Source organism: Tabrizicola sp. TH137, from assembly GCF_002855575.1.
In the GTDB taxonomy this organism is placed as follows: domain Bacteria; phylum Pseudomonadota; class Alphaproteobacteria; order Rhodobacterales; family Rhodobacteraceae; genus Paragemmobacter.
Genome location: NZ_PKRQ01000001.1, coordinates 424,301 through 446,139, shown reverse-complemented (window position 1 = coordinate 446,139; position 21,839 = coordinate 424,301). Strand labels below are relative to the sequence as shown.

Sequence of the window (21,839 nt, the reverse complement as noted above, 5' to 3'; positions counted from 1 at the left end):
ATGAGTTTTTCGATATCGGGCAAGACGGCCATCGTGACGGGGGCGGCCAATGGCATCGGTCTGGCCATCGCGCGGCACTTCCTCGACAAGGGGGCGAATGTGATGTTCGCCGACATGGACGAGGCGCGGCTGGAGACGGAGATCGGTGCCGATTGCCGCAGCGAGGGGCAGGTGCGGATGTTCGCGGGGGATCTGCGGCAGAAGCTGACCATCGCCAATCTTCTGTCGGCGACGGTGGATGCCTTTGACCGGATCGACATTCTGGTGAATGCCAGCCGTCAGTGCCGGACCTCGAACCCGATCGACCCCGAGGCGGATGGGGTGGAGGAGCTGTGGCAGCAGAATGTGCTGACCAGCCTTCGGCTGAGCCAGATGACGGCGAAGCGGATGATCCAGAAGGCGGAGAAGGCCGGGACAGAGGGGATGATCGGGTCGATCATCAACCTGTCCTCGCTGGCTGCGGTGCGGACGCAGCCGGAATTGCTGGCCTATTCGATCAGTTCGGCGGCGGTGGAGCAGATGACGCGGTCGCTGGCCGTGGCGCTGGCACCGAAGGGGATACGGGTCAATGCCGTGTCCTTTGCCAGCGTGTTGAGCGCGTCGATGCAAGGCGCGCTGAAGGAGAACCCCGATTGGCGGGCGACGGTGGAGGCGGGCACGCCGCTGGGCCGGATCGCGAGCGCCGATGAGGTGGCGGAGGCGGCGCATTTCCTGGCCAGCGATGCGGCGGGGTTCATGACAGGGCAGGTGCTGACGCTGGATGGCGGGCGGGGCCTGCTGGACGTGGTGGCGGCGCCGTCCTTTTGATCATTCCGGGCTGATCATTCCGGATATTGTGCCTTGCACTGGGCGATGACGGGTTCGGCGGCGCGGGCCATCTGATCGCGCCGGTCGAGCAGGCTTTGCAGCTTGGCGGATTCGGCGTTCAGGTCGATGGCCTTGGGGCGGGTGCGGGTCTGGGTTTCGCGTTCGAAGCAGTAATGGGGCGGGGGCGCGGGCTGACCCGGGGCGGGGGCCGGGGCGCGGCAAAGCTGCCAGACGGGAACGGTGACGGTGTATTCCTCGATGGCATAGCCGCGGGCGATGTTGGCCTCTGTCTCGGCGATCAGCTTTTCCATCACGCGCAGGTCGCGCGTGCCGCGGTTGATGCATTGTTCCTGCGGGGTGCCACAGGCGGCGAGGATCACCAGAGCGGGGAGGAGGATGCGGCGCATGGGGCTGTCTTTCCGGTTTGGCCGTATTCTAGCGCGGGGCGGGGGATGCTGCCAAATGGCATGTTGGCGAGCGAAAGGCGCGGTGCTAGGCATGGAAGTGTCAACTTGGAGAGACAGATGACCGACCTGTTCGATGCCCGCAAGGCGCGCGCCGCCGCCTGGTTCCGTGAGTTGCGCGATCAGATCGTCGCGTCATTCGAGGGGCTGGAGGACCGGTTCGGGCAGGGTGCTCCGGGCCGGTTCGAGGTGACGCCGACGACGCGAGCCGATGGCGGGGGCGGGTTGATGAGCGTGATGCGCGGCGGCCGGGTCTTCGAGAAGGTGGGCGTGAACGTGTCCGAGGTGCATGGCACGCTGGGCGAGCGGGCGCAGAAGGCGATGGCGGCGCGGGGTGTGCCGGGGATGGACCGCGATCCGCGATTCTGGGCGAGCGGCATTTCGCTGGTGGCGCATATGGTGAACCCGCATGCGCCGGCAGTGCATATGAACACGCGGATGTTCTGGACGCCCCATGCCTGGTGGTTCGGCGGCGGGTCGGACCTGAATCCGGCGATCGAATATCCGGAGGACACGGCGCATTTCCACGGCCAGATGCAGGCGGCCTGCGATCTGCACGATGCGGGCTACTATCCGAAGTTCAAGGCCTGGGCCGACGAGTATTTCTTCGTGCCGCATCGCGGCCGGGCGCGGGGTGTGGGGGGCATCTTCTATGATGACCTGAACACCGGCGGGCCGGAGGCGGACAGTTGGGAGGCGGATTTCGCCTTCACGCAGGAGGTGGGGCGGCATTTCCTGCCCGCCTTCGTGCCGGTGACGGAGCGGCGGGTGAACATGGCCTGGACGGAGGCGGACCGCGAGGTGCAACTGGTACATCGCGGGCTCTATGCGGAATACAACCTTGTCTATGACCGGGGCACCAAGTTCGGGCTGGAGACGGGGCATGACGCCAATGCCGTGCTGATGAGCCTGCCGCCGATTGCCAAGTGGACTTGATGGCCCCCCGCCTGTAAACGGCGCGCGGTGAAGCGAAAGGGTTCGGCATGGGCGGGAACGCGGCGGATATCGAGATCAGGGCGCGGGCCTTCTGGACCGACACCGAGGGCGGCGAACATGCCGTGGGATTCGCCGCGAGCGAGGACCCGGAAGATGGCTATGTGATCTTCGAGGGGCGTCCGGGCGACCGGAAGGGGCTGTATCTGGAGGTGTCCGACGAGATCTTTGCCGCGAAGGATGCGGTGGAGGCGGTGGTCTTTTCGCCGGAGGGCTTTGTCCTGACGATCAGGCCTGCGATGCAGGCCAAGCTGGGCATGGTCGGGGAAGTGGCGGTGTTCGTGGCCGCCGATGATGCCGAGGGGCAGGCGGCGCTGGCCGTGCTGCGGGGGATGCTCTGACCTTCGGCCGTTCGGCTTGTGCGGAGGGACGACATGGGCAAGGCGGCGGATCGGGCGCATCGGCGGGCGGAGGCCATGGCGGGGTTTCCGCTGTTGCGGGGCTGCCCGGCCTCGGCGGTGCAGCGGTGGCTTGCGCGGGCGGACCTGCTGGACGAGGCGCGGCGGGTGGACCTTGCCGAGGCGGTGTCGGAGCTTGTGGACAGCCAGGAGGCCGAGCCGATGACGCAGGAGGCCTTGGTGGCCCATGCGGCCGCGCGGCCTGTCTTGCAGGAGGTGTTCCGCTTTGGTGAGCCGCAGGAACGATCGGCGCGGACGATCCCGGTGAAGCTTATGGCAAGGCTTTTGGCGGAACAGGGCGGGTTCGAGGCTGTGGCTCGGTTGTTCGGGTTCGAGGGGGCGCAGGCCGAACCGCCGCGCCCGCATCTGGAGCGGTGGGACGAGGCGGTGCCGGTGAAGCCTGCCGCGCTGCGGAAGGCGGTGGTTGCGGCGCTGATCGGACGTTTTGGCGGGGCTGCCACGACCGACGGAGACCTGACCCGCGTCATCGCGACGGTGCCGGAGGGGCGGATGGTGCTGGACCTGATCTTTGCCGGGCCGGGGCGGGCGCCGTCGCGGCAGATGATCCACGGCTTCTTTCTGGACCGGGCGGATGGGGCGCGGGTGCGCCCCGGCAGCTATGAGGGGCTGTGGCGCATCGGGGCGGAGTGGGACCTGATCACCGAAGCGAATCTGGACCGCAGTGCCGCGCATCTGGTGCGGGTGACGGAGGCGCGGCTGGCCTTGATCGCGCAGGATTGAGACGCGGCGATCAGCCTTGCTGCCAGAGCAGGGCGGCGACGCCGAGAAGGATCGTCGTCATGCCAAGATATTGGCGCAGCGTGGTTTTCTGTCGGAAATGCAGGCGGGCGACGAGCTGGGCCATGGGGATTTCCACCAGCGCCAGCGTGCGGACATTGGCGGCGGAGGTCAGGGAAAAGCCGGTGAACCAGCAGGCCGAGGCGAAGGCGCCGAGGAAGCCTGCGGCAAGGGAGGAGCGCCAGACGCGGAACGATCCCCTGAGCGCGGGCCGGTCGAAGAGCATCAGCCAGAGCAGCAGTGTGGCGGTCTGGATCGCCAGGGCGAGGGTGAGCGTGGTGAGGGCGCGGGTGAGGAATGACCCGTCCGGCAGGGCGGTGATGCCGCCGCGGAAGCCGATGGCGGCGAGGCCGTAGCCGAGGCCTGCCATCAGGCCGAGCGCGGCGGGGCGGGTCTGGAACAGGGTGCGCAGCGGCCCCGGCTTGATCGACAGGATCAGCACGCCCGCCGTGGCGATGGCAATGGCGACAAGCGTGCCGGGGGTGAGGTGATCACCCAGAAGGGTGATGCCCAGGAGGGCCACGAGGACGGGTTCGGTCTTCAGCCAGGCGGTGGCGACGCCGAAGGATTGATCCTTCATCAGCAGGAGCATGAGCGCGGTTCCCGCGATCTGCGCCCAGGCGCCGAGGGCCGTCCAGCCAAGGGTGGCCGGGCCGGGGATGGGGAGGGGCGATCCGGTCCAAGTGATTTGAATGGCAAGGAAAAGCAGGGCGAATGGCAGGCCGAAGAGGAAACGGACCTGCGTCGCGCCGACGGTTCCCAGCGCGCTGGTCAGCCCCGCCTGGGTGGCGTTGCGCCCGGTCTGGGCCAGCGCCCCCAGCAGCGCGGCCCAGACCCAGAGCGCCATGTCAGGCCCCGCGGACCGTGTCGATCATCAGTTGCACATTGTCGGGGTTCGCATCCGGCGTGATGCCATGGCCGAGGTTGAAGATATGCGGACCCTTGCGGAAGGCATCGACCACGCGGCGGGTTTCGCGGATGAGCGCCTCGCCCCCCGTGACCATGTGTTCGGGGGCAAGGTTGCCCTGCACGCAACCGCCGGGCTGGACATGTTCGGCGGCCCATTCCGGTGTCACCGAATTGTCGATGGCGACGCAATCCGCGCCGGTCCTGGCGGCGAAGCCGATATAGCCGTCGCCTGCCTCGCGCGGGAAGGCGATGATGGGCAGGCCGGGGTGGCGGTCTTTCATCGCGCTGATGATGCGGGCGGCGGGTTTGACGGCGAAATCGTCGAAATCCTTGCCCTTGAGGGAGCCGGCCCAGGAATCGAAGAGCTTGACCACCTCGGCCCCGGCGATGACCTGGGCGGAGAGATATTCCACAGTCGCCTCGGTGATGCGGTCGATGAGGGCCTCGAAGGTGGCACGGTCGGTGTTCTTGAGCGCGTGGGCGGCGCCCTGGTCTTTCGACCCGCGGCCCGCGATCATGTAGGTGGCGACGGTCCAGGGGGCGCCGGCGAAGCCGATCAGGGTGGTTTCCTTCGGCAGTTCGCGGGCGAGGATGCGGACGGTTTCATAGACGGGGGAGAGGGTGTCGTGGATCGCGTCGGTGGGTTTGAGCGCCTTGACCTGATCCATCGTGGTGGTGGTTGCCATCCGCGGGCCTTCGCCGGTTTCGAACCAGAGTTCCGGGCCAAGCGCCTGCGGCAAGAGCAGGATATCGGCGAAAAGGATCGCTGCATCAAAGCCATAGCGGCGGATCGGCTGTAGCGTGACTTCGGCGGCGAGGTCGGGATTGTAGCAGAGCGAGAGGAAATCGCCCGCCTGGGCGCGGGTGGCGCGGTATTCGGGCAGGTAGCGGCCCGCCTGACGCATCATCCAGATCGGCGGCGTGGGCAGGGTTTCGCCTGCGAGGGCGCGGAGGATGGTCTTGGCGGGCTGGGTCATGGGGTGGCTTTCGTGGCGTCGCCCCGGTGGGGCGCGAGGTGTGTTGGGGCGCGAAGCGGCGTCATGGCCCATGGGTCGGCTGGCGGCGGGGTCTTGTCAAGAGTTGTCAGGCAAAGATGACAGTTGTATGCCTTGGGGCATGACGCATCCGCTTCCCTCCCCCGCCCAGCCCTTGAAGATCGGAACCCGTGGTTCGCCCCTTGCGCTGTGGCAGGCGCATGAGGTGCGGCGTTGCCTGATGGCGGCCTTCGACCTGCCGGAAGCGGCGTTCGAGATCGTCGTGATCAAGGTGACGGGGGATCAGATCCTGGACAAGCCGCTGAAGGAGATCGGTGGCAAGGGGCTGTTCACACGCGAGATCGAGGAGGCCTTGATCGAGGAGGCCATAGATATTGCGGTTCATTCGATGAAGGACATGCCGACGGTGCAGCCGGAGGGGTTGATCCTGGACTGCTATCTGCCGCGCGAGGATGTGCGGGACGGGTTCGTGTCGCCGGGGGTGGCGTCGCTGGCCGATCTGCCGCAGGGGGCGGTGGTGGGGTCTTCGTCGCTGCGGCGGCGGGCGCAACTGGCGCTGCGGCGGCCCGATCTGCGGCTGGTGGAGTTCCGGGGGAATGTGCAGACGCGGATGCGCAAGCTGGAAGAGGGGGTGGCGGTGGCGACCTTCCTTGCCATGGCGGGGCTGAACCGGCTGGGCATGGCGCATGTGGCGCGGGCGGCGATTGCGCCGGAAGAGATGCTGCCTGCGGTGGCGCAAGGCGCGATCGGGGTGGAAAGACGGATTGCAGATCAACGGGTTGAGTGGATGCTGTCGGCGATCCATGACCGTGAGACGGGGCTGCGTCTGGCCGCCGAGCGGGGGTTCCTGGCGCGGCTGGACGGGTCTTGCGAGACGCCGATTGCCGGGCTGGCGGTGATCGAGGGGGACCGGCTTTGGCTGCGGGGGGAGATCCTTCGGCCCGATGGCAGCGAGTCGATCACGGGTGAGCGGCGGGGGGTGGTTTCGGATGCCGCGGCCCTGGGGCGCGATCTGGCGGAAGAGGTGCTGGGGCGGGCCGGGGACGGGTTCTTTGGCTGGCGCTAAGGGCTTGCGCGCGCTGGGTTAATTCCCTGACTGGGGCGAAAACGGCTGTGCCGTGTCTTGTGCCGTCTTTTGTGCCGCAAACTGTGGCCACGCGCGGTGGGGTTGCGCCCTGTTAACCATGATCTGCCGGGGTGAGTCGGGAGGCGAAATCTGACGCAGATTTCGCGCCGATTTCTGCACGCAGAAATCGCCTTCATCGGGGGCGCCGATTGGGGGCCGGACTGTGCGTCACAGTCCGTTGCCTTTCCTGCGTCAGGAAACGCTTTGGCGCGGGCGGTCGATCCAGAGGAGCGCGATGGCACCGAGCAGCGCGATGCCCGCGCCCATCAATGCGGTGACGGCATAGCCCCCGCCGATCACCGCGCCGAGCGCGAAGGCGGCAGCGGCAAGGAGTTCCGCCGCCAGCCGTTGCAGCGCGATCATCGCGCCCGCCGCGCCGGGGCGACCGTCGAGCAGGTCCTGGTAATAGGCGATGGGCAGGGTGAGGATGGCCGTGCCGCCCAGCCCTGCCAAGAGTGTGAGGACCCAGAGCCAGGCGCTTTCCGTCAGGACCGGCATCAGCGCGAGATGGGTGACATAGAGCGCCGTCCCCGCCGCCATCAGCGTGGCGCGGCGGAAGCGGCGGGTCAGCAGCGGCAGGAGCAGCATGAAGGGCACCTCCCACCCGGCGACGAGGCCGATATAGAGCGCGGCATCGCCGGCATCGCGGGTGGGCGAGGCCTCGAACACCAGCGCGGTGAGGATCATGTAGAGATTGCCCGCCGAGGCGATGGCACCGAGGAGGAGCAGGCGGATGAGGATGCGGCCCTCGGCGATCTCGGCGAAGGCGCGGCGGAAGTTGAGGCCGGAGGGGCGGTCTTCCCATGCGGTCTGGCCGTCGCGGGGCCAATGGAGATGGAGCATCGCCGACAGGATGACGGCGGCCAGCGTGGCCGAGAGATAGACCGCCATCACGTCGAGCCCCCAGCCGAAGGCGAAGGTCCAGAAGATCAGCATGGCGAGGAAGCTGAGCGACATGGCCGAGCGGAGGGTGGCAAGGATGGCATCGCGGGCCGCCCCGTCATCGGACCGGGCGAGGCGGGCAAGGGCGAAAAGCTGGCCGTAGAGGGAAGTGGCGACGGGAAAGAGCAGCCCGTGACAGAGGGCGAAGGTCAGCGGCGAGGGGGCAAGGAGCATCAGCCCGACGCCGGTGGTGCCGGAAGCGGCGGTCAGCAGCGCGATGCGGCGGCGGTTCGCGCGCTGATCCGTCAGGATGCCGAGCAGGACCGAGGCCAAGACGGAAACGGCAGAGGCCAGCGCGAGGATGAGGGCGAAGGTCGTTTCGGAGAGGCCGAGCCGTTCGATGCCGACCAGGGACTGGTAGGGATAGACCGAGGCATTGAGCGCGCCGAGCAGCAGCAGCGCCCAGGCGATGAGGCGCAGGGTCGGGTCGCGCAGGACGGAGAGGGAGGTCATTTCGGGGGAACGACCTTGCCGGGGTTCATCAGGTTGGCCGGGTCGAGGGCCTGTTTCAGCGCGCGCATCACGTCGAGCGCGACGGGGTTCTTGCGGCGGGCCATGGAGTTGAGCTTGGACAGGCCGACGCCATGTTCGGCGGAGAAGGAGCCGCCGAGGTCTTGCACGATATCCTCGATGGCATGGATGACGCGGTCGTAAAGGTCTTTGGACGGATCGCCGGGATAGACGGAGAAATGCAGGTTGCCATCGCCCAGATGGGCGACGGTCACGGTTTCGGCGCCGGGGGCGATGGTGGCGAGGCGCGGGCCGATGCGGGCGAGGAAGGTTTCCACCTTGTCGAGGGGGAGGGCGATGTCGCTGTCGATCATGGGTTTGACGGCGGCACCGATTTCGGCGGCGGCCTCGCGCCGCGCCCACATGGCGGCGCGCTGGGTGGAGGAGCGGGCGATGCTGGCGTCGAGGATGAGGCCGTCTTCCATCAGGGCGGCGAGGGTGTCTTCGAGAAGGTCGGTCAGCGGCAGGGTGCCGTGGGGCGTTTCCGTCGTCAGGGCGGGGGCGGTGGCGGCAATCTCCACGAGGATGGTGCAGTCGCGATGGGCGGGGAAGGGGATGCCGAGATCGGGGCGGATGCGCTCCAGCCGCGCCATGTAATCGGCGGGCATGTATTCGAAGGCCTCTACAAGGCCCCCGGTGGCGGCTTGCAGGCGGTTGAGCAAGGTCAGCGCGTCGGGGAGGGAGCGGGCGGCGAGGGTGGCGGTGGCATGCGCCCGGGGGGCGGGGACGAGTTTCATCACCGCGGCGGTGATGATGCCGAGCGTGCCTTCGGCGCCGATGAAGAGGTCTTTCAGATCATAGCCCGAATTGTCCTTGTGCAGTTCGGACATGAGATCGAGTACGCGGCCATCGGGGAGGACGACCTCCAGCCCGAGGCAGAGCGCGCGGGTGGAGCCATAGCGCAGGACGTTGGAGCCGCCGGCGTTGGTGGAGAGGACGCCGCCGATCATGGCCGAGCCGCGCGCACCGAACCAGAGGGGGAAGTAGAGGCCCTGGTCTTCGGCGGCGTCGTGGAGGCGGGAGAGGATGACGCCGGATTCGACGATGGCGAGGCGGGAGGCGGGGCGGATTTCGCGGATGCGGTTCAGCCGCTCGGTGGAGAGGAGGAGGCCGCCTTCGGTATAGGTCGCGCCGGTGAGGCCGGTATTGCCTGAGATGGGGATGATGGGGGTGTTGTGATCTGCGGCCAGTCTGACGGTGGCGGCGACGTCCGCCGTGCTGCCGGGGCGGGCGACGGCGAGGGGGCTGCCTTCATAGGTGCCCATCCAGTCGCGCGCATAGCGGGCCATGTCGGGGCCGGTGAGGACATGGGTTTCGCCGAGCAGGGATTTCAGGGCGGGGATGAGGGACATGGGCGCGCTCCGGTCTTGCGCCGAGTCATCGGACGGGGGCGGGGGAGTTGCAAGGGGGATTGCGGGGTGGGTTTGGTTGGGGTGCGCGAGGCGTCAGCGGTGCGCCAGGGGGAAAGGGCGCAAGGTGAGTATTTGGGCCAAGGTGAAGGGGGGGTGGTTCAGGGGGGGGTGGCCTTGCGCCGTGGGGAGAGGGCGCAAGAGTGAGTATTTGGGCCAAGGTGAAAGGGTGGGGTCAGTCGGTGGTGCTGTCGGCCAGTTGGAGGAGGGTGGGGCCGAGGCTGGCCACCACGCGGGCGACGCCGTCCTTGTTGGGGTGGATGCCGTCGGCCTGCATCCATTGGGCGATCTGGCCGGGATCGGTGGCCTGCGCGTCAAGGAGGCGGAAGAAGGGTTGGGTGATCTGCGCGCCATAGGTGGTGGCGATGTCGGTGTAGAGGGCGTCGAAATCGGCCTTGTAATCGGGGCCGAAATTGCCCGGCGCCTCCATCGGGATGATCAGCACCTTGAGGCCGCGGTCGGTGGCGGATTTCACGATGGCGTCGAGGTTCTTGCGCGTTTCCTCGGGCGGGAGGCCGCGGAGGAGGTCGTTGCCGCCGAGGGTGACGATGAGGGCGTCGGTTTCGGGGGTGAGGGACCAGTCGAGGCGGGAGAGGCCGCCGGCGGAAGTGTCGCCCGAGACGCCTGCGTTGATGACCGTGGCGGTGGAGCCCTGGGCGGCGAGCCAGGCGTTGAGCTGGGGGACCAGACCTTCGCCTTCGGGCAGGCCGTAGCCGGCGGTGAGGCTGTCGCCCAGGGCGACGATGGTGGGTTCGGCCTGTGCCGCGACGGGAAGGAGGGCTGCCAGCGTTACAAGGGCTGTCGCCAATGTGATGTTGCGGAACATGTGGCGCGCGCCATATGTGGCACTGGACAGTTGGAAGGCGATTTTCATGGCGGATGCGGTGCTCGGTGCGGTTCTGGCGCTAAGGGACGTTCGGTTGACTTTGGCGGGAAATGCGGGGCCGGTCGATATCCTCAAGGGCATATCACTGGAAGTTCATGCGGGCGAGACGGTTGGGCTGATCGGGCCGTCGGGTTCGGGGAAATCGTCGCTGTTGATGCTGATGGGGGGGCTGGAGCGGGCCACGGGGGGCGAGGTGCGCGCCCTGGGGCAGGACCTGACGGCGATGGATGAGGATGGGCTGGCGCGGTTCCGGCGGGGGAAGATGGGGGTGGTGTTCCAGTCCTTCCATCTGATGCCCACGATGACGGCGCTGGAGAATGTGGCGGTGCCCCTGGAGTTGATGGGGGTGCCGGATGCCTTTGCCCGAGCGGAGGCGGAGTTGCAGGCCGTGGGTCTGGGCAAGCGGATGGGGCATTACCCGAGCCAGATGTCGGGGGGCGAGCAGCAGCGCGTGGCGCTGGCGCGGGCGGCGGCGCCGCGACCGGCGATCCTGCTGGCGGATGAGCCGACGGGGAACCTGGATGGGGTGAACGGGCAGGCGATCATGGACCTGCTGTTCGGCTTGCGCGACCGGCATGGGGCGACGCTGGTTCTGGTGACCCATGCGCCGGAACTGGCGGCGCGCTGTGACCGGGTGGTGCGGCTGGCGGATGGGCGGGTGGTTCAGCCGGAGGTGGCGGCGTGAGCCCCGATCTGAGACTGGCCTGGACGATTGCCCGGCGCGAATTGCGCGGGGGGGTGAAGGGGTTTCGGGTCTTTCTGGCCTGTCTTGCGCTGGGCGTGGCGGCGATTGCCGCCGTGGGGCTGGTGCGGGCGGCGATCCAGCAGGGGCTGAGCGATCAGGGCGCGGTGCTGCTGGGCGGTGATGCGCAGATGGAGTTCACCTATCGCTTTGCCACGGAAGAGGAGCGGGCCTGGATGGAAGGGGTTTCCGACCGGGTGTCGGAGATCGTGGATTTCCGGTCCATGGTGGTGGTGGGCGAGGAGACGGCGCTGACGCAGGTCAAGGCGGTGGATGATGCCTATCCGCTGCTGGGGTCGGTGGTGCTGGAGGCGGGAACCTTGCCCGAGGCGCTGGCCGTGGTCGATGGCCGGGCGGGCCTTGTGATGGACAAGGTTCTGGTGGATCGGCTGGGGCTGACGCTGGGCGATCCGGTGCGGATGGGCGTGGGCGAGTTCCGGCTGGGTGGCGTGCTGCTGCGGGAACCGGACAGCGCGAATGGCGGGTTTTCGCTGGGGCCGCGGACGATAGTGCGGACGGCCGATCTGGCCGGGTCGGGGCTGTTGGAGCCGGGGTCGCTGTTCGAGACGGAATACCGGCTGGTGCTGCCTGTGGGCACGGACCTTGCCGAGATGGAGCGGCGGGCGGAGGCGGAGTTTGCCGATGCCGGGATGCGCTGGCAGGACAGCCGCCGCGCCGCGCCGGGGGTGGAGCGGTTCGTGGACCGGATCGGGTCTTTCCTGATCCTTGTGGGGATCGCGGGCCTTGCCGTGGGCGGCGTGGGCGTTCAGGCGGCGGTGCGGGCCTATCTGGAGGGGAAGGTGGCGACCATTGCCACGCTGAAAACCCTTGGGGCCGAGGGGCGGCTGATCTTCCGCATCTACCTGATGCAGATCGGGGTTCTGGCGGGGCTGGGGGTGGCCATCGGTCTGGCGCTGGGGGCATCGGTGCCGTTGATCTTTGGCGGTGTGATCGAGGCGGCGCTGCCCTTCCCGGCGGAGGTGGGACTTTATCCGCTGCCCCTGATCGAGGCGGCGTTCTATGGGGTGGTGACGGCGTTCCTCTTCACGCTGTGGCCGCTGGCGCGGACGGAAGGGGTGCGGGCGGCGGCGCTCTATCGTGGGTCGGGCAAGGCGGGGTGGCCTGCGGCGCGGCATATCTGGGCGATTGCCGGGCTGGCCGTGCTGCTGATCGGCGGCGCGGTGTGGTTTTCGGGGACCTGGGAATTGACGCTGGGATCGGCGGGGGGCGTGATCGGCGCGCTGATCGTGCTGGCCTTCGCGGCGGTGGGGTTGCGGCGCGTGGCGCGGGCGGCGGCGCGGGCGGGGCTGGCGCGGGGGCGTGTGGCGCTGCGGCTGGCGCTGGCATCCATCGGCGGGCCGCGGGATGAGGCGGGGGCGGTGATCCTGTCGCTTGGCCTTGGCCTCAGCGTGCTGGCGGCGGTGGGGCAGATCGACGCGAACCTGCGGGCGGCGATTGAAACCGACCTGCCGGAGCGGGCGCCGAGCTATTTCTTTGTCGATATCCAGCCCGATCAGGTGGAGGGCTTCCTCGCCCGGATGGAGAATGACCCGGCGGTGAGCAAGGTGGAGAGCGCGCCCATGCTGCGCGCGGTGCTGACCCAGATCAACGGGCGGCCTGCGAAGGAGGTTGCGGGCGAACATTGGGTGGTGCGGGGTGACCGGGGCATCACCTATTCCGCCGAACCGCAGGAGAATGCCAAGGTGGTGGCGGGGGAGTGGTGGCCTGCCGATTACACCGGGCCGGCGCAGGTGTCCTTTGCCGCCGAAGAGGCGGAGGAGATCGGGCTGAAGCTGGGGGACGAGCTGGTGGTGAATGTGCTGGGGCGGGATATCCCGGCGACCATTACGAGTTTCCGTCAGGTGGATTTTTCCAGCGCAGGGATGGGGTTTGTCATGACGATGAACCCGGCGGCCCTGCAAGGTGCGCCGCATACCTTCATCGCGACGGTCTATGCGACGGAAGAGGCGGAGGCGGCGATCCTGCGGGATGTATCGAAGGCCTATCCCAACGTGACCGCGATCCGCATCCGCGAGGCGATTGACCGGGTGACCGAGGCCTTGCAGGCCATCGCGACGGCCACGGCCTGGGCGGCGGCGGCGACGCTGGTGACCGGGTTCGTCGTGCTGATCGGGGCGGCGGCGGCGGGGGAACGCGCGCGGGTCTATGAGGCGGCGGTGATGAAGACGCTGGGCGCGACGCGGGGGCGGATACTCGCCAGTTTCGCGCTGCGGTCGGCCCTGACGGGGGCGGCGGCGGGGGGCGTGGCCATCGTGGCGGGGGGCCTTGCCGGCTGGGCGGTGATGGTCTTTGTGATGGAGGCGGAGTATTTCTTCGAGCCCGTCTCGGCCCTTGCCATCGTGGCGGGGGGTGTCTTTGCCACGATGGCGGCGGGGCTTCTGTTCGCGCTGCGGCCCCTGGCGGCGCGACCGGCGCAGGTGCTGCGGGCGCAGGAATAGCGCCCGCCGCGCTGCGCCGGTCAGCGCGGGGCGGGGTCTTCGGGATGCGGCGCGGGGTGGCGCGCGGTCCAGCGGTCGAGCCAGGTGAAGAGCAGCGGGTTGGCGAGGATGGAGAGCATCGCGCCCGCGACGACGAGGTCCTTCGCTTCGGCCGGCACGATGGCGAGTTTGGTGCCCATCACGATGAGGATGAAGGAAAACTCGCCGATCTGGGCGAGGCTGGTCGCGATGGTCAGCGCGACGGCGCGGTCATGGCCGAAGGCGCGGACGATGGCATAGGCGGCGGCGGATTTGACGGCGAGGATGATGGCGACGGTCGCGATCAGGGCGAGCGGTTCCGAGATCACGATGGCGGGGTTGAAGAGCATCCCGACCGAGACGAAGAAGAGCACGGCGAAGGCGTCGCGCAGGGGCATCGTCTCGCGCATCGCCTGTTGCGAGAGGGTGGAGGTGGCCATCACCATCCCGGCGAAGAAGGCCCCCAGCGCGAAAGACACGCCGAAGACCTGCGAGGAGCCATAGGCCACGCCCAATGCGATGGCGAGGACGGCGAGACGGAACAGCTCGCGGCTGCCGGTATGGGCGACGTAATGCAGCACTCAGGGGATGACCTTGCGCCCGACGATCAGCATGAGGGCGACGAAGGTTGCGAATTATGCCAGGGTCACGGCGAGGGTGGCGGTGATGGGGCCGAGGCCCATGCGCACGGCCTCTTGCGCCGCGCCTTCGGTAACGGGCTGGGCCGTGCCGCCGAGAAGGCCCGCGAGCGGCGGGATGAGGACGAGGGAGAGGACCATCACGACATCCTCGACGATCAGCCAGCCTACCGCGATGCGGCCCCGGTCGGAGGCGACAAGGTCGCGGTCCTGGAGCGCGCGCAGCAGGACGACGGTGGAGGCGACGGAGAGCGAGAGGCCGAAGATGAGGCCCGCGCCGATGCCCCATCCCATCAGCAGCGCGAGGGCAAGGCCCGCGGCGGTGGCGACGAGGATCTGGCCGAGGGCGCCGGGGATGGCGATGGATTTCACCGCCAGCAGATCCTTGAGCGAGAAATGCAGCCCCACGCCGAACATCAGCAGGATCACGCCAAGTTCGGCCAGTTCCGTCGCCAAGTCCTGATTGGCGACATATCCCGGCGTGAAGGGGCCGATGATGATGCCCGCCAGAAGGTAGCCCGCGATCATCGGCAGTTTCAGGCGATGCGCCAGAAGGCCCAGGACGAAGGCGAGCGAGAGGCCGATGACGAGGGTGGCGATCAGGGGCGTTTCGTGGGGCATCGGGTCCTTGTGAAAATGGGTCTGGGCCGGAAGTGCCACGGCGATCCGGCACCCGGTGGCGGCGGGGCGGGCCCGTGGCGGAAGGCAGGGAAGTGATGGCAGGGTAAGCCGGTTGCGGACTGTTGCAACGGGCTTGGCGCGGCGGCGTGGTCACGATTTTCGCGGCAATCTTTCAGACTGTTTCGACGCAAGGCTTGGCGCGGTCGGGGTGAGGCTGCTAGGTCTGGGGGATGACCTTGACCGTGATCCCCAATGCGACGGCGCGGCGGCTGTTTCTGGACCGGCACGCGCTGGCCGAGGCGCCGGTGGGAGCTGCCTCGGGGGCGGCGCTGGCGGGGCTGGTGGGGCGGATCGGCTTTGTCCAGGTGGACAGCATCACCACGGTCGCCCGCGCCCATGACATGATCCTGTGGTCGCGCAGGCAGGGCTACCGCCCCGCGGCGCTGAAGCGTGCGCTGGAGGGGGAGCGGAGTCTTTGGGAGCATTGGACGCATGATGCGTCTGTCCTGCCGGTGGAGCTGTGGCCGATGTGGCGGGGGCGGTTCGCGCGCGACGAGGCGCGGCTGAGGGAGGGGTGGCGGACCTGGTTCCGCGAAGGGTTCGAGGCGCAGTTCGATACGATCTTGGACCGGATCGCACGGGATGGGCCTGTTTCCTCCTCTGACGTGGGGGAGGGAGAGGCGCGGGGCAAGGGCGGCTGGTGGGACTGGCATCCGTCCAAGACCGCGCTGGAATGGCTGTGGCGGACGGGGCGGATCGCGGTGACGCGGCGGGACGGGTTCCGCAAGGTCTATGACCTGACGGAGCGGGTGATCCCCGAGGCGGTGCGGGGGGCGGAGGTTTCGTCGGAAGAGGAACTGGACTGGGCCTGGGCCTCGGCGCTGGAGCGGCTGGGCTTCGGGACGGCGGCGGAAGTGGCGGGATATTGGAACGCGGTGCCGTTGGAGGCGGCGCGGGACTGGCTGGCGCAGGCGCTGCGGGCGGGTCTTGTGGAGGAGGTGGAGGTCGAGGGGGCAGAGGGTGCACGGCGGCGGGTCTTTGCGCTGCCCGGTCTGGCGGGGATGGAGGCGCCGGAGCCGCCCGCGCGGATGCGGGTGCTTTCGCCCTTTGATCCGGCGCTGCGCGACCGGAAGCGGGCGGAGTTCCTCTTCGGTTTTCGCTACCGGATCGAGGTTTTCGTGCCGGAAGCGAAACGGGTGTTCGGCTATTATGTCTTTCCCCTGCTGGAAGGGGCGCGGCTGGTGGGGCGGATCGACGTGAAGCGGGCGGGGGATGTGCTGGCGGTCCGTGCCCTCTGGCCCGAGCCGGGGATTTCTTGGGGCAAGGGGCGGCAGGCGAAGCTGGAGGCGGAGCTGGACCGGCTGGCAGGCTTTGCGGGCTGTGCGCGGGTGGATTGGGCGGAGGGGTGGCTGCGGGAGCCGAAACGCCAGCCCTGATCACTTTCTGTCTGAAAATATCCTCGGGGGGTGAGGAGCGAAGCGACGAGGGGGGCAGACAGCCCCCCTTGCGCCGCTGCGATCAGCGCAGACGCTTCAGGATATCGAGCGAGGCATAGCCGTCCGGCACCATCCCGATGCTGCGCTGGAAGGCGCGCAGGGCGGCGAGGGTGTTGGGGCCGATCTTGCCATCGACCCCTTTCGTGTCAAAGCCCGCCGCCGTCAGGCGTTGCTGCAATTCGCGCCGTTCCTCGCCCGTCAGGGCGCGGTCTTCGCGGGGCCATGCGGCCTGGATCGGGGGGCCGCCTGCGAGGCGGTCGGAGAGATGGCCCACGGCGATGACATAGGCATCTGCGGCATTGTAGCGTTCGATGGCGCGGAAATTCGCGGTGATGAGGAAGGCCGCCCCGCGCGCCCCGGCGGGCAGGAGAAGCTCGGCAGAGCCGATATCGGGCAGGGCGCTGCCATCCGCGCGGGTGACCCCGAGCGCGGCCCAGTCGGCGATGGGGGTGGCCACCCCCTTGCCTGAAAGGCCGTAGTCGAATCCGGGGGGCAGCGTGACCTCGATCCCCCAGGGCAGGCCGGGCTGCCATCCCGACTTCGCCAGATAGGCGGCGGTGGAGGCCAGGGCATCGGTCGGATCGTCGGACCAGATGTCGCGCCGCCCGTCGCCATCGAAATCCACGGCGAAGCTGTGGAAGCTGGAGGGGATGAACTGCGTATGGCCCATCGCCCCGGCCCAACTGCCGGTGAAGGCCTCCGGGACCACATCGCCCGATTGCAGGATGCGCAGCGCGTCGATCAGTTGCGCCTCGAAGAAGGGGCCGCGGCGGCCATCATGGGCGAGCGTTGCCAGGGACTCGATCACCGGAATGTCGCCCCGGTTCGCGCCATAGCTGCTTTCCAGCCCCCAGATGGCGGTGACGACCTCGGCGGGGACGCCATAGACGGCTTCCAGCCGGTCGAGCGTGCGGCGGTGCTGGCGCAGCGCGGCGGTGCCGTTTTCCACCCGCAGGTCGGAGACGGCGCTGTCGAGGTAATCCCAGATGGTGCGGGTGAATTCGGCCTGGTTGCGGTCCTTTTCGATCACGCTGTCATTGTAGCGGATGCCCTGGAAGGCAAGGTCGAGCGTGGCGGGCGCGATCCCTGCGGCCAATGCGCGGGGGCGGAAGGCGACGATCCATTGGTCAAGGCCGGTCTGGGCGCTGGTCTGGGTCAAGATGCCTCCGGGCATGCGCGATGCGGGGCTGTCAGGCTGCGGCATCGCGGCGGGGCCTGCAAGGGCCGGCAGGGGAAGGAGGGAAAGGGAAAGGAGCGCTGCGCGCATGATGTTACCTGCCTGTCGGTTCTTCTTCTGGTTGCGACAGAAGATAGGGCAGGCAGGCCCAAGCAGAAAGGCGCGGGGGCAGGGGCCGGGCGGAGTTCTGCCGGATCAGCGGCGCTTGCGGATGACCTTGCGTTTCAGCTTGGCATCGCGGGCGGCGGCGGCACCGGGCTTGCGGGGGGAGAAGCGGCCGCGTTTCCCGGTATTCGGGCTGCGCGGCAGGGGGGTGCCGTCCAGCGAGATCAGTTCCAGCGTGAGGCCCCCGGTGACGGGGATCGCCTCGGCCAGCCGCACGGTGACCTTTTGCCCGATGCCAAGGGTGAGGCCGGTATCGGCGCCCATCAGCGTCTGGCTCTGGTCGTCGTAATGGAAGAATTCGCGCCCCACCTCGCGGATCGGGATCAAGCCGTCGGCCCCGGTTTCATCAAGCTTGACGAAAAGGCCGAAACGCTGGACGCCCGAGATGCGGCCGGTGAACTCGCTGCCCACGCGATCGGACAGGTAGGCGGCGAGGTAGCGGTCGTTGGTGTCGCGTTCCGCCGTCATCGACCGGCGTTCGGCGTCGGAGATGAGCTTGGCGGTCTCATCCAGATTCTCGATGTCCTGCGGGGAGAGCCCATCCTTGCCCCAGTCATGCCCCGCGATCAGGGCGCGATGCACGATCAGATCGGCATAGCGGCGGATGGGCGAGGTGAAATGGGCGTAGGACCGCAGCGACAGGCCGAAATGGCCGAAATTCTGCGGGTGGTAATAGGCCTGCGTCATGGAGCGCAGGGTGGTGATGTTCATCAGCTCGTCGAATTCCGTGCCCTGCGCCTGGGCCAGCAGGCGGTTGAGGTGGGCGGTTTTCAGAACCTGCCCCTTGGCGAGGGTGAAGCCCGATGCCTCGGCCACTTCGCGCAGGGCGTCGAGCTTTTCGGGGCTGGGTTCTTCGTGGACACGGAAGAGGAGGGGGCATTTCAGGCGGGTCAGTTCCTCGGCCGCGGCGACATTGGCGAGGATCATGAATTCCTCGATCAGGCGGTGCGCGTCGAAGCGTTCGCGGAAGGCGACCGACAGCACCTTGCCCTCGTCCGACAGCACGATCTTGCGTTCGGGCAGGTCGAGGTCGAGCGGCTGGCGCAGGTGGCGGGCCTTGGTGGCGGCGGCATAGGCGGCGTAAAGGGGCGTGATGACCCGGTCCATCAGGGCGGCGGTGCGCGGCGTGGGATGGCCGTCCTGCGCCTGCTGCACCTCTTCATAGGTGAGCGAGGCGGCAGAGCGCATCATGCCCCGGACGAAGCGGTGGCTGATCTTGTTCCCTTCGGCATCCAGTTTCAGGCGGACGGCAAGGCAGGGCCTGTCCACGCCTTCATGCAGCGAGCAGAGGTCGCCCGACAGGACATCCGGCAGCATGGGGACCACGCGGTCGGGGAAATAGGTGGAATTGCCGCGCTTTCGCGCCTCGCGGTCCAGGGCGGAACCGGGGCGGACGTAATGGGCCACGTCGGCAATGGCGACCCAGACGACATGGCCGCCGGGGTTGGCGGCGTCATGGTCTGCCTCGGCGAAGACGGCATCGTCATGGTCGCGGGCATCGGAGGGGTCGATGGTGACGAGGGGCAGGTCGCGCAGGTCTTCGCGGGTGTCCATCGGGGCGGGTTTCGCGGCCTCGGCCTCGGCAATCACCGGATCGGGGAAGCGGTCGGGGATGCCGTGCTGGTGGATGGCGATGAGGGAGACGGCTTTGGGCCCCATCGGATCGCCAAGGCGGGCCACGATGCGGGCGCGGGGCAGGCCCATGCGTTTGGGGCCGTGCTGTTCGGCCTCCACCAGTTCCCCGTCGCGGGCATCGAGCGTGTCGTCGCGACCGACGAGCCAATCCTTGTCGGAGCCCTTGTCGATGGGAATGATGCGGCCGCCTTCTGCGGATTTGCGGAAGATGCCGAGAAGCTTGATCGGGTTCGAGCCGAGGCGGCGGATGAGCCGGGCCTCATACTGGTAATCGTCTAGATCGACCTTGGAGAGGCGGGCAAGCACGCGGTCGCCCGGCCCGAGGGCCGGATCGCCCTTCTTGGGGATGAAGAGGATGCGGGGTGCGTCTTCGGCCGCGCCCTGCCATTCCATCGGCGCGAGGAAGATGTCGCCCTGACCATCGGGCGGCAGGGCGGTCAGCAGGGTGACCGGGGGCAGCGTGTCGGGGTCACGGTAGCTGCGGGCCTTCTTGGTGACGCTGCCCTCGGCCTCCAGCTCCTTCAGGATGCGCTTGAGGTCGATGCGCGCGGCGCCCTTGATGCCGAAGGCCTTGGCGATGTCGCGCTTGGCCGAAAGGCCGGGATTGTCGGCGATCCATTGAAGGATCTGGGCTTTGGTGGGGATCTCCTGCATGGCGATGGCCTAGCACGGGGCGGGGGAAAGGCCAATCGCTTTGGGGGCGGCGCCTTGCCATGGGTCGGCCCCTGCCGTCACTTTCTGTCTGCAAATATCCTCAGGGGGTGAATTGGCGCGCATGCGCCAAGAGGGGGCGGAACGCCCCTTCACGCGGAGCCGGACGCGCGGCACGCGCGGGAGGCGACAGGAAAGGCTTGCGTGGCCCGCTTGCGGGGCGCGCTCCGATTGGGTCAGAGGGCGATGGTCATGTCGCGATGGGGGATGCCTGCGTCCATGTATTCCGGGCCGGTGGGGGTGAAGCCGAGGCGTTCGTAGAAACCGATGGCATGGGTCTGGCTGCCGAGTTTGGCGGTGGTCATGCCCTGGGCGCGCAATTCCTTCAGCGCGGCGCGGATCAGGGCCGCGCCGAGGCCGGTGCCGCGGTGGCTGGGCAGGACGCAGACACGGCCGATCTTGCCGGTGCTGCCGAGGAGGAGGAGGCGGGCGGAGCCGACGGGCTGGCCTGCATCGGTGGCGAGGAGGTGGATCGCCGCATCGTCCTTGTCGTCGATCTCGTCGGTTTCGGGGACGCCCTGTTCCTCGATGAAGACCACGCGGCGGAGGTGGCGGCAGGTGGCGATGTCGCGCGTCGTCGTGATCTGGATCGTCATGGTCAGGATGCCGCGAAATAGTCGCGCAGGATGCGGGTGTAGATTGCCTTGAGCTGGTGGATCTGCGCCACCTCCACCCGTTCATCGACCTGATGCATGGTTCGGCCCACAAGGCCGAATTCCACCACGGGACAGTGATCCTTGACGAAGCGGGCGTCCGAAGTGCCGCCGGTGGTGGAAAGTTCCGGCGTCACGCCCGTCTCGGCCTGCACGGCGCGGGAGATGAGCGCCGACAACTCGCCCGGGGGGGTGAGGAAGCTTTCGCCGGAAATCTGGATGCGGGTGGCGATCTGGACGCCGGTTTCGGCTTCGACCTTCGCGGCTTCGGACCGAAGCCATGCGGCGACGGCTTCGCCTGTATGGGCGTCGTTGAAGCGGATGTTGACGGTGGCGCTGCCCTTGGCGGGGATCACGTTATTGGCCGGGTTGCCGCAGTCGATGGTGGTGATCTGGAGGGTGGAGGGATCGAAGTGATCGGTTCCCTGATCCAGTTGATCGGGCAGGCGGGAGAGCAGCGTCGTCAGCGCCCGCATGGGGTTCTTCGCGCGATGGGGATAGGCGGAATGGCCCTGCACCCCCGTCGCGGTGAACCAGGCGGTGAGCGAGCCGCGGCGGCCGATCTTCATCATCTGGCCCATGTGATCGGGGCAGGTGGGTTCGCCGACGAGGCAATGGGTCATGCGTTCGTTGTTGGCGGCCATCCAGTCGAGCAGGGCGACGGTGCCATCGGTGGCGTCGCCCTCTTCATCCCCGGTGATGGCGAGGATGACGGCGCCGTCGGGGGGTGTTTCGGTGACGAAGTCGATGGCGGCGGCGGCGAAGGCGGCGACGCCGGATTTCATGTCGGTCGCGCCGCGCCCGTAGAGCCAGCCGTCGATGATCTCGGCCCCGAAGGGGTCTTGCGTCCAGGCGGCGCGGTCGCCGACGGGGACGACATCGGTATGGCCGTTGAAGCCGAAGCTGCGGTTTGCCCCCCGCGCGCCCCAGCGGGCGAAGAGATTGGCGGTGCCGTTTCGGTCCACCCGGATGCAGGTGAAGCCGGCCTTCGACAGCAGGTCCTGGAGCAGCACGAGCGCGCCGCCTTCGACGGGGGTGACCGAGGGGCAGCGGATGAGGGCGGCGGTCAGGGCGGCGGGATCGGTGGGCATGGGCGCGGGCTTTCCGGAAATCTGGGCCATGGGATAGCCGCTGCGCGGCGGGGCCGCAACCGCGCGGACAAGGGCGGGGCAAGACCGCGTCAGGGATGGGTCCTGCCCGACGATTGCACGATGGCGGCCATACTTTCGGTCGATTCCACCCCCATCCGTTAACAAAAGTTGAGAACCTGCCGGGGGTCGGCAGGGG

The 21,839-nt window shown here is 68.3% G+C and carries 20 protein-coding genes; 8 read left to right on the top strand and 12 right to left on the bottom strand.

Features of this window, described 5'->3' with window-relative positions; all coding sequences use genetic code 11:
• A complete protein-coding gene (locus C0V75_RS02215; RefSeq protein ID WP_101919256.1) occupies window positions 1-807 on the top strand; it encodes an SDR family NAD(P)-dependent oxidoreductase in 807 nt (268 codons plus the stop codon).
• Window positions 808-821: 14 nt separating this feature from the next.
• Here the strand turns inward: C0V75_RS02215 and C0V75_RS02210 are convergent, their stop codons facing one another.
• Window positions 822-1,214, bottom strand: coding sequence for a hypothetical protein (locus tag C0V75_RS02210; RefSeq protein ID WP_254216351.1), 393 nt, complete (start codon window positions 1,212-1,214; stop codon window positions 822-824).
• 117 nt (window positions 1,215-1,331) lie between these two features.
• On the opposite strand from C0V75_RS02210, the gene hemF reads away from it, so the two are divergent.
• The 3 genes from hemF to C0V75_RS02195 are packed head-to-tail and all read left to right on the top strand — an operon-like array spanning window position 1,332 to window position 3,403.
• Entirely contained in the window at window positions 1,332-2,207 is an 876-nt protein-coding gene (hemF, locus tag C0V75_RS02205) for an oxygen-dependent coproporphyrinogen oxidase (protein WP_101919255.1), read from the top strand.
• 47 nt (window positions 2,208-2,254) lie between these two features.
• Window positions 2,255-2,605: a hypothetical protein gene (locus C0V75_RS02200; protein WP_101919254.1), complete on the top strand. Its 351-nt coding sequence runs from the start codon at window positions 2,255-2,257 to the stop codon at window positions 2,603-2,605.
• Window positions 2,606-2,638: 33 nt separating this feature from the next.
• Entirely contained in the window at window positions 2,639-3,403 is a 765-nt protein-coding gene (locus C0V75_RS02195; protein ID WP_101919253.1) for a hypothetical protein, read from the top strand.
• A 10-nt stretch (window positions 3,404-3,413) separates the two neighbouring features.
• On the opposite strand, the gene C0V75_RS02190 is transcribed toward C0V75_RS02195, so the two are convergent.
• Both C0V75_RS02190 and hemE read right to left on the bottom strand, forming a co-directional pair.
• The gene (locus C0V75_RS02190) at window positions 3,414-4,307 is read right to left on the bottom strand and encodes a DMT family transporter (RefSeq protein ID WP_101919252.1); all 894 of its coding nucleotides are present in this window, start codon (window positions 4,305-4,307) and stop codon (window positions 3,414-3,416) included.
• Window position 4,308: 1 nt separating this feature from the next.
• The gene (gene hemE / locus C0V75_RS02185) at window positions 4,309-5,346 is read right to left on the bottom strand and encodes a uroporphyrinogen decarboxylase (RefSeq protein WP_101919251.1); all 1,038 of its coding nucleotides are present in this window, start codon (window positions 5,344-5,346) and stop codon (window positions 4,309-4,311) included.
• A gap of 139 nt (window positions 5,347-5,485) precedes the next feature.
• On the opposite strand from hemE, the gene hemC reads away from it, so the two are divergent.
• Complete coding sequence (gene hemC, locus C0V75_RS02180; RefSeq protein WP_101919867.1) at window positions 5,486-6,430, top strand: hydroxymethylbilane synthase; 945 nt, start codon at window positions 5,486-5,488, stop codon at window positions 6,428-6,430.
• A 252-nt stretch (window positions 6,431-6,682) separates the two neighbouring features.
• Here the strand turns inward: hemC and C0V75_RS02175 are convergent, their stop codons facing one another.
• The 3 genes from C0V75_RS02175 to C0V75_RS02165 all read right to left on the bottom strand — a co-directional run bounded on the left by C0V75_RS02175 (window position 6,683) and on the right by C0V75_RS02165 (window position 10,225).
• On the bottom strand, window positions 6,683-7,885 hold the full coding sequence (locus tag C0V75_RS02175; RefSeq protein WP_254216350.1) for a hypothetical protein: 1,203 nt from the start codon (window positions 7,883-7,885) through the stop codon (window positions 6,683-6,685).
• Window positions 7,882-9,294 (bottom strand): FAD-binding oxidoreductase, encoded by a 1,413-nt coding sequence (locus C0V75_RS23455; RefSeq protein ID WP_101919249.1) that lies wholly within the window; start codon window positions 9,292-9,294, stop codon window positions 7,882-7,884. Before C0V75_RS23455 ends, C0V75_RS02175 begins: the two co-directional genes overlap by 4 nt.
• 232 nt (window positions 9,295-9,526) lie before the next feature.
• Window positions 9,527-10,225, bottom strand: coding sequence for an arylesterase (locus C0V75_RS02165; RefSeq protein WP_254216349.1), 699 nt, complete (start codon window positions 10,223-10,225; stop codon window positions 9,527-9,529).
• On the opposite strand from C0V75_RS02165, the gene C0V75_RS02160 reads away from it, so the two are divergent.
• Window positions 10,224-10,922, top strand: coding sequence for an ABC transporter ATP-binding protein (locus C0V75_RS02160; protein WP_371410651.1), 699 nt, complete (start codon window positions 10,224-10,226; stop codon window positions 10,920-10,922). The genes C0V75_RS02165 and C0V75_RS02160 overlap by 2 nt on opposite strands.
• Window positions 10,923-10,930: 8 nt before the next feature.
• Complete coding sequence (locus C0V75_RS02155; RefSeq protein ID WP_101919864.1) at window positions 10,931-13,438, top strand: ABC transporter permease; 2,508 nt, start codon at window positions 10,931-10,933, stop codon at window positions 13,436-13,438.
• A gap of 20 nt (window positions 13,439-13,458) precedes the next feature.
• Here the strand turns inward: C0V75_RS02155 and C0V75_RS23240 are convergent, their stop codons facing one another.
• Entirely contained in the window at window positions 13,459-14,037 is a 579-nt protein-coding gene (locus tag C0V75_RS23240; RefSeq protein WP_216821388.1) for a cation:proton antiporter, read from the bottom strand.
• 54 nt (window positions 14,038-14,091) lie between these two features.
• On the bottom strand, window positions 14,092-14,715 hold the full coding sequence (locus tag C0V75_RS23235) for a cation:proton antiporter (RefSeq protein WP_216821387.1): 624 nt from the start codon (window positions 14,713-14,715) through the stop codon (window positions 14,092-14,094).
• 230 nt (window positions 14,716-14,945) lie between these two features.
• Between C0V75_RS23235 and C0V75_RS02145 the strand changes: the two genes are divergently transcribed.
• Window positions 14,946-16,151, top strand: a complete 1,206-nt coding sequence (locus C0V75_RS02145; RefSeq protein ID WP_101919248.1) for a winged helix-turn-helix domain-containing protein — start codon at window positions 14,946-14,948, stop codon at window positions 16,149-16,151.
• Between the two features lie 82 nt (window positions 16,152-16,233).
• On the opposite strand, the gene C0V75_RS02140 is transcribed toward C0V75_RS02145, so the two are convergent.
• From C0V75_RS02140 to dapE, 4 genes are all read right to left on the bottom strand, one after another.
• Window positions 16,234-17,478, bottom strand: a complete 1,245-nt coding sequence (locus C0V75_RS02140) for a lytic murein transglycosylase (protein ID WP_101919247.1) — start codon at window positions 17,476-17,478, stop codon at window positions 16,234-16,236.
• A 105-nt stretch (window positions 17,479-17,583) separates the two neighbouring features.
• Window positions 17,584-19,842 (bottom strand): ribonuclease R, encoded by a 2,259-nt coding sequence (gene rnr / locus C0V75_RS02135; RefSeq protein ID WP_101919246.1) that lies wholly within the window; start codon window positions 19,840-19,842, stop codon window positions 17,584-17,586.
• Between the two features lie 233 nt (window positions 19,843-20,075).
• Complete coding sequence (locus C0V75_RS02130; RefSeq protein ID WP_101919245.1) at window positions 20,076-20,495, bottom strand: GNAT family N-acetyltransferase; 420 nt, start codon at window positions 20,493-20,495, stop codon at window positions 20,076-20,078.
• Between the two features lie 2 nt (window positions 20,496-20,497).
• A complete protein-coding gene (gene dapE / locus C0V75_RS02125; protein WP_101919244.1) occupies window positions 20,498-21,643 on the bottom strand; it encodes a succinyl-diaminopimelate desuccinylase in 1,146 nt (381 codons plus the stop codon).
• Window positions 21,644-21,839: the final 196 nt, after the last annotated feature.

Excerpts from the sequence above, each read along its gene's own strand:
- C0V75_RS02215 (WP_101919256.1), top strand. The coding sequence starts at position 1 with ATGAGTTTTTCGATATCGGGCAAGACGGCCATCGTGACGGGGGCGGCC.
- C0V75_RS02210 (WP_254216351.1), bottom strand. The coding sequence starts at position 1,214 with ATGCGCCGCATCCTCCTCCCCGCTCTGGTGATCCTCGCCGCCTGTGGC.
- hemF (WP_101919255.1), top strand. The coding sequence starts at position 1,332 with ATGACCGACCTGTTCGATGCCCGCAAGGCGCGCGCCGCCGCCTGGTTC.
- C0V75_RS02200 (WP_101919254.1), top strand. The coding sequence starts at position 2,255 with ATGGGCGGGAACGCGGCGGATATCGAGATCAGGGCGCGGGCCTTCTGG.
- C0V75_RS02195 (WP_101919253.1), top strand. The coding sequence starts at position 2,639 with ATGGGCAAGGCGGCGGATCGGGCGCATCGGCGGGCGGAGGCCATGGCG.
- C0V75_RS02190 (WP_101919252.1), bottom strand. The coding sequence starts at position 4,307 with ATGGCGCTCTGGGTCTGGGCCGCGCTGCTGGGGGCGCTGGCCCAGACC.
- hemE (WP_101919251.1), bottom strand. The coding sequence starts at position 5,346 with ATGACCCAGCCCGCCAAGACCATCCTCCGCGCCCTCGCAGGCGAAACC.
- hemC (WP_101919867.1), top strand. The coding sequence starts at position 5,486 with ATGACGCATCCGCTTCCCTCCCCCGCCCAGCCCTTGAAGATCGGAACC.
- C0V75_RS02175 (WP_254216350.1), bottom strand. The coding sequence starts at position 7,885 with ATGACCTCCCTCTCCGTCCTGCGCGACCCGACCCTGCGCCTCATCGCC.
- C0V75_RS23455 (WP_101919249.1), bottom strand. The coding sequence starts at position 9,294 with ATGTCCCTCATCCCCGCCCTGAAATCCCTGCTCGGCGAAACCCATGTC.
- C0V75_RS02160 (WP_371410651.1), top strand. The coding sequence starts at position 10,224 with ATGGCGGATGCGGTGCTCGGTGCGGTTCTGGCGCTAAGGGACGTTCGG.
- C0V75_RS02165 (WP_254216349.1), bottom strand. The coding sequence starts at position 10,225 with ATGAAAATCGCCTTCCAACTGTCCAGTGCCACATATGGCGCGCGCCAC.
- C0V75_RS23235 (WP_216821387.1), bottom strand. The coding sequence starts at position 14,715 with ATGCCCCACGAAACGCCCCTGATCGCCACCCTCGTCATCGGCCTCTCG.
- C0V75_RS02145 (WP_101919248.1), top strand. The coding sequence starts at position 14,946 with ATGACCTTGACCGTGATCCCCAATGCGACGGCGCGGCGGCTGTTTCTG.
- C0V75_RS02140 (WP_101919247.1), bottom strand. The coding sequence starts at position 17,478 with ATGCGCGCAGCGCTCCTTTCCCTTTCCCTCCTTCCCCTGCCGGCCCTT.
- rnr (WP_101919246.1), bottom strand. The coding sequence starts at position 19,842 with ATGCAGGAGATCCCCACCAAAGCCCAGATCCTTCAATGGATCGCCGAC.
- C0V75_RS02130 (WP_101919245.1), bottom strand. The coding sequence starts at position 20,495 with ATGACGATCCAGATCACGACGACGCGCGACATCGCCACCTGCCGCCAC.
- dapE (WP_101919244.1), bottom strand. The coding sequence starts at position 21,643 with ATGCCCACCGATCCCGCCGCCCTGACCGCCGCCCTCATCCGCTGCCCC.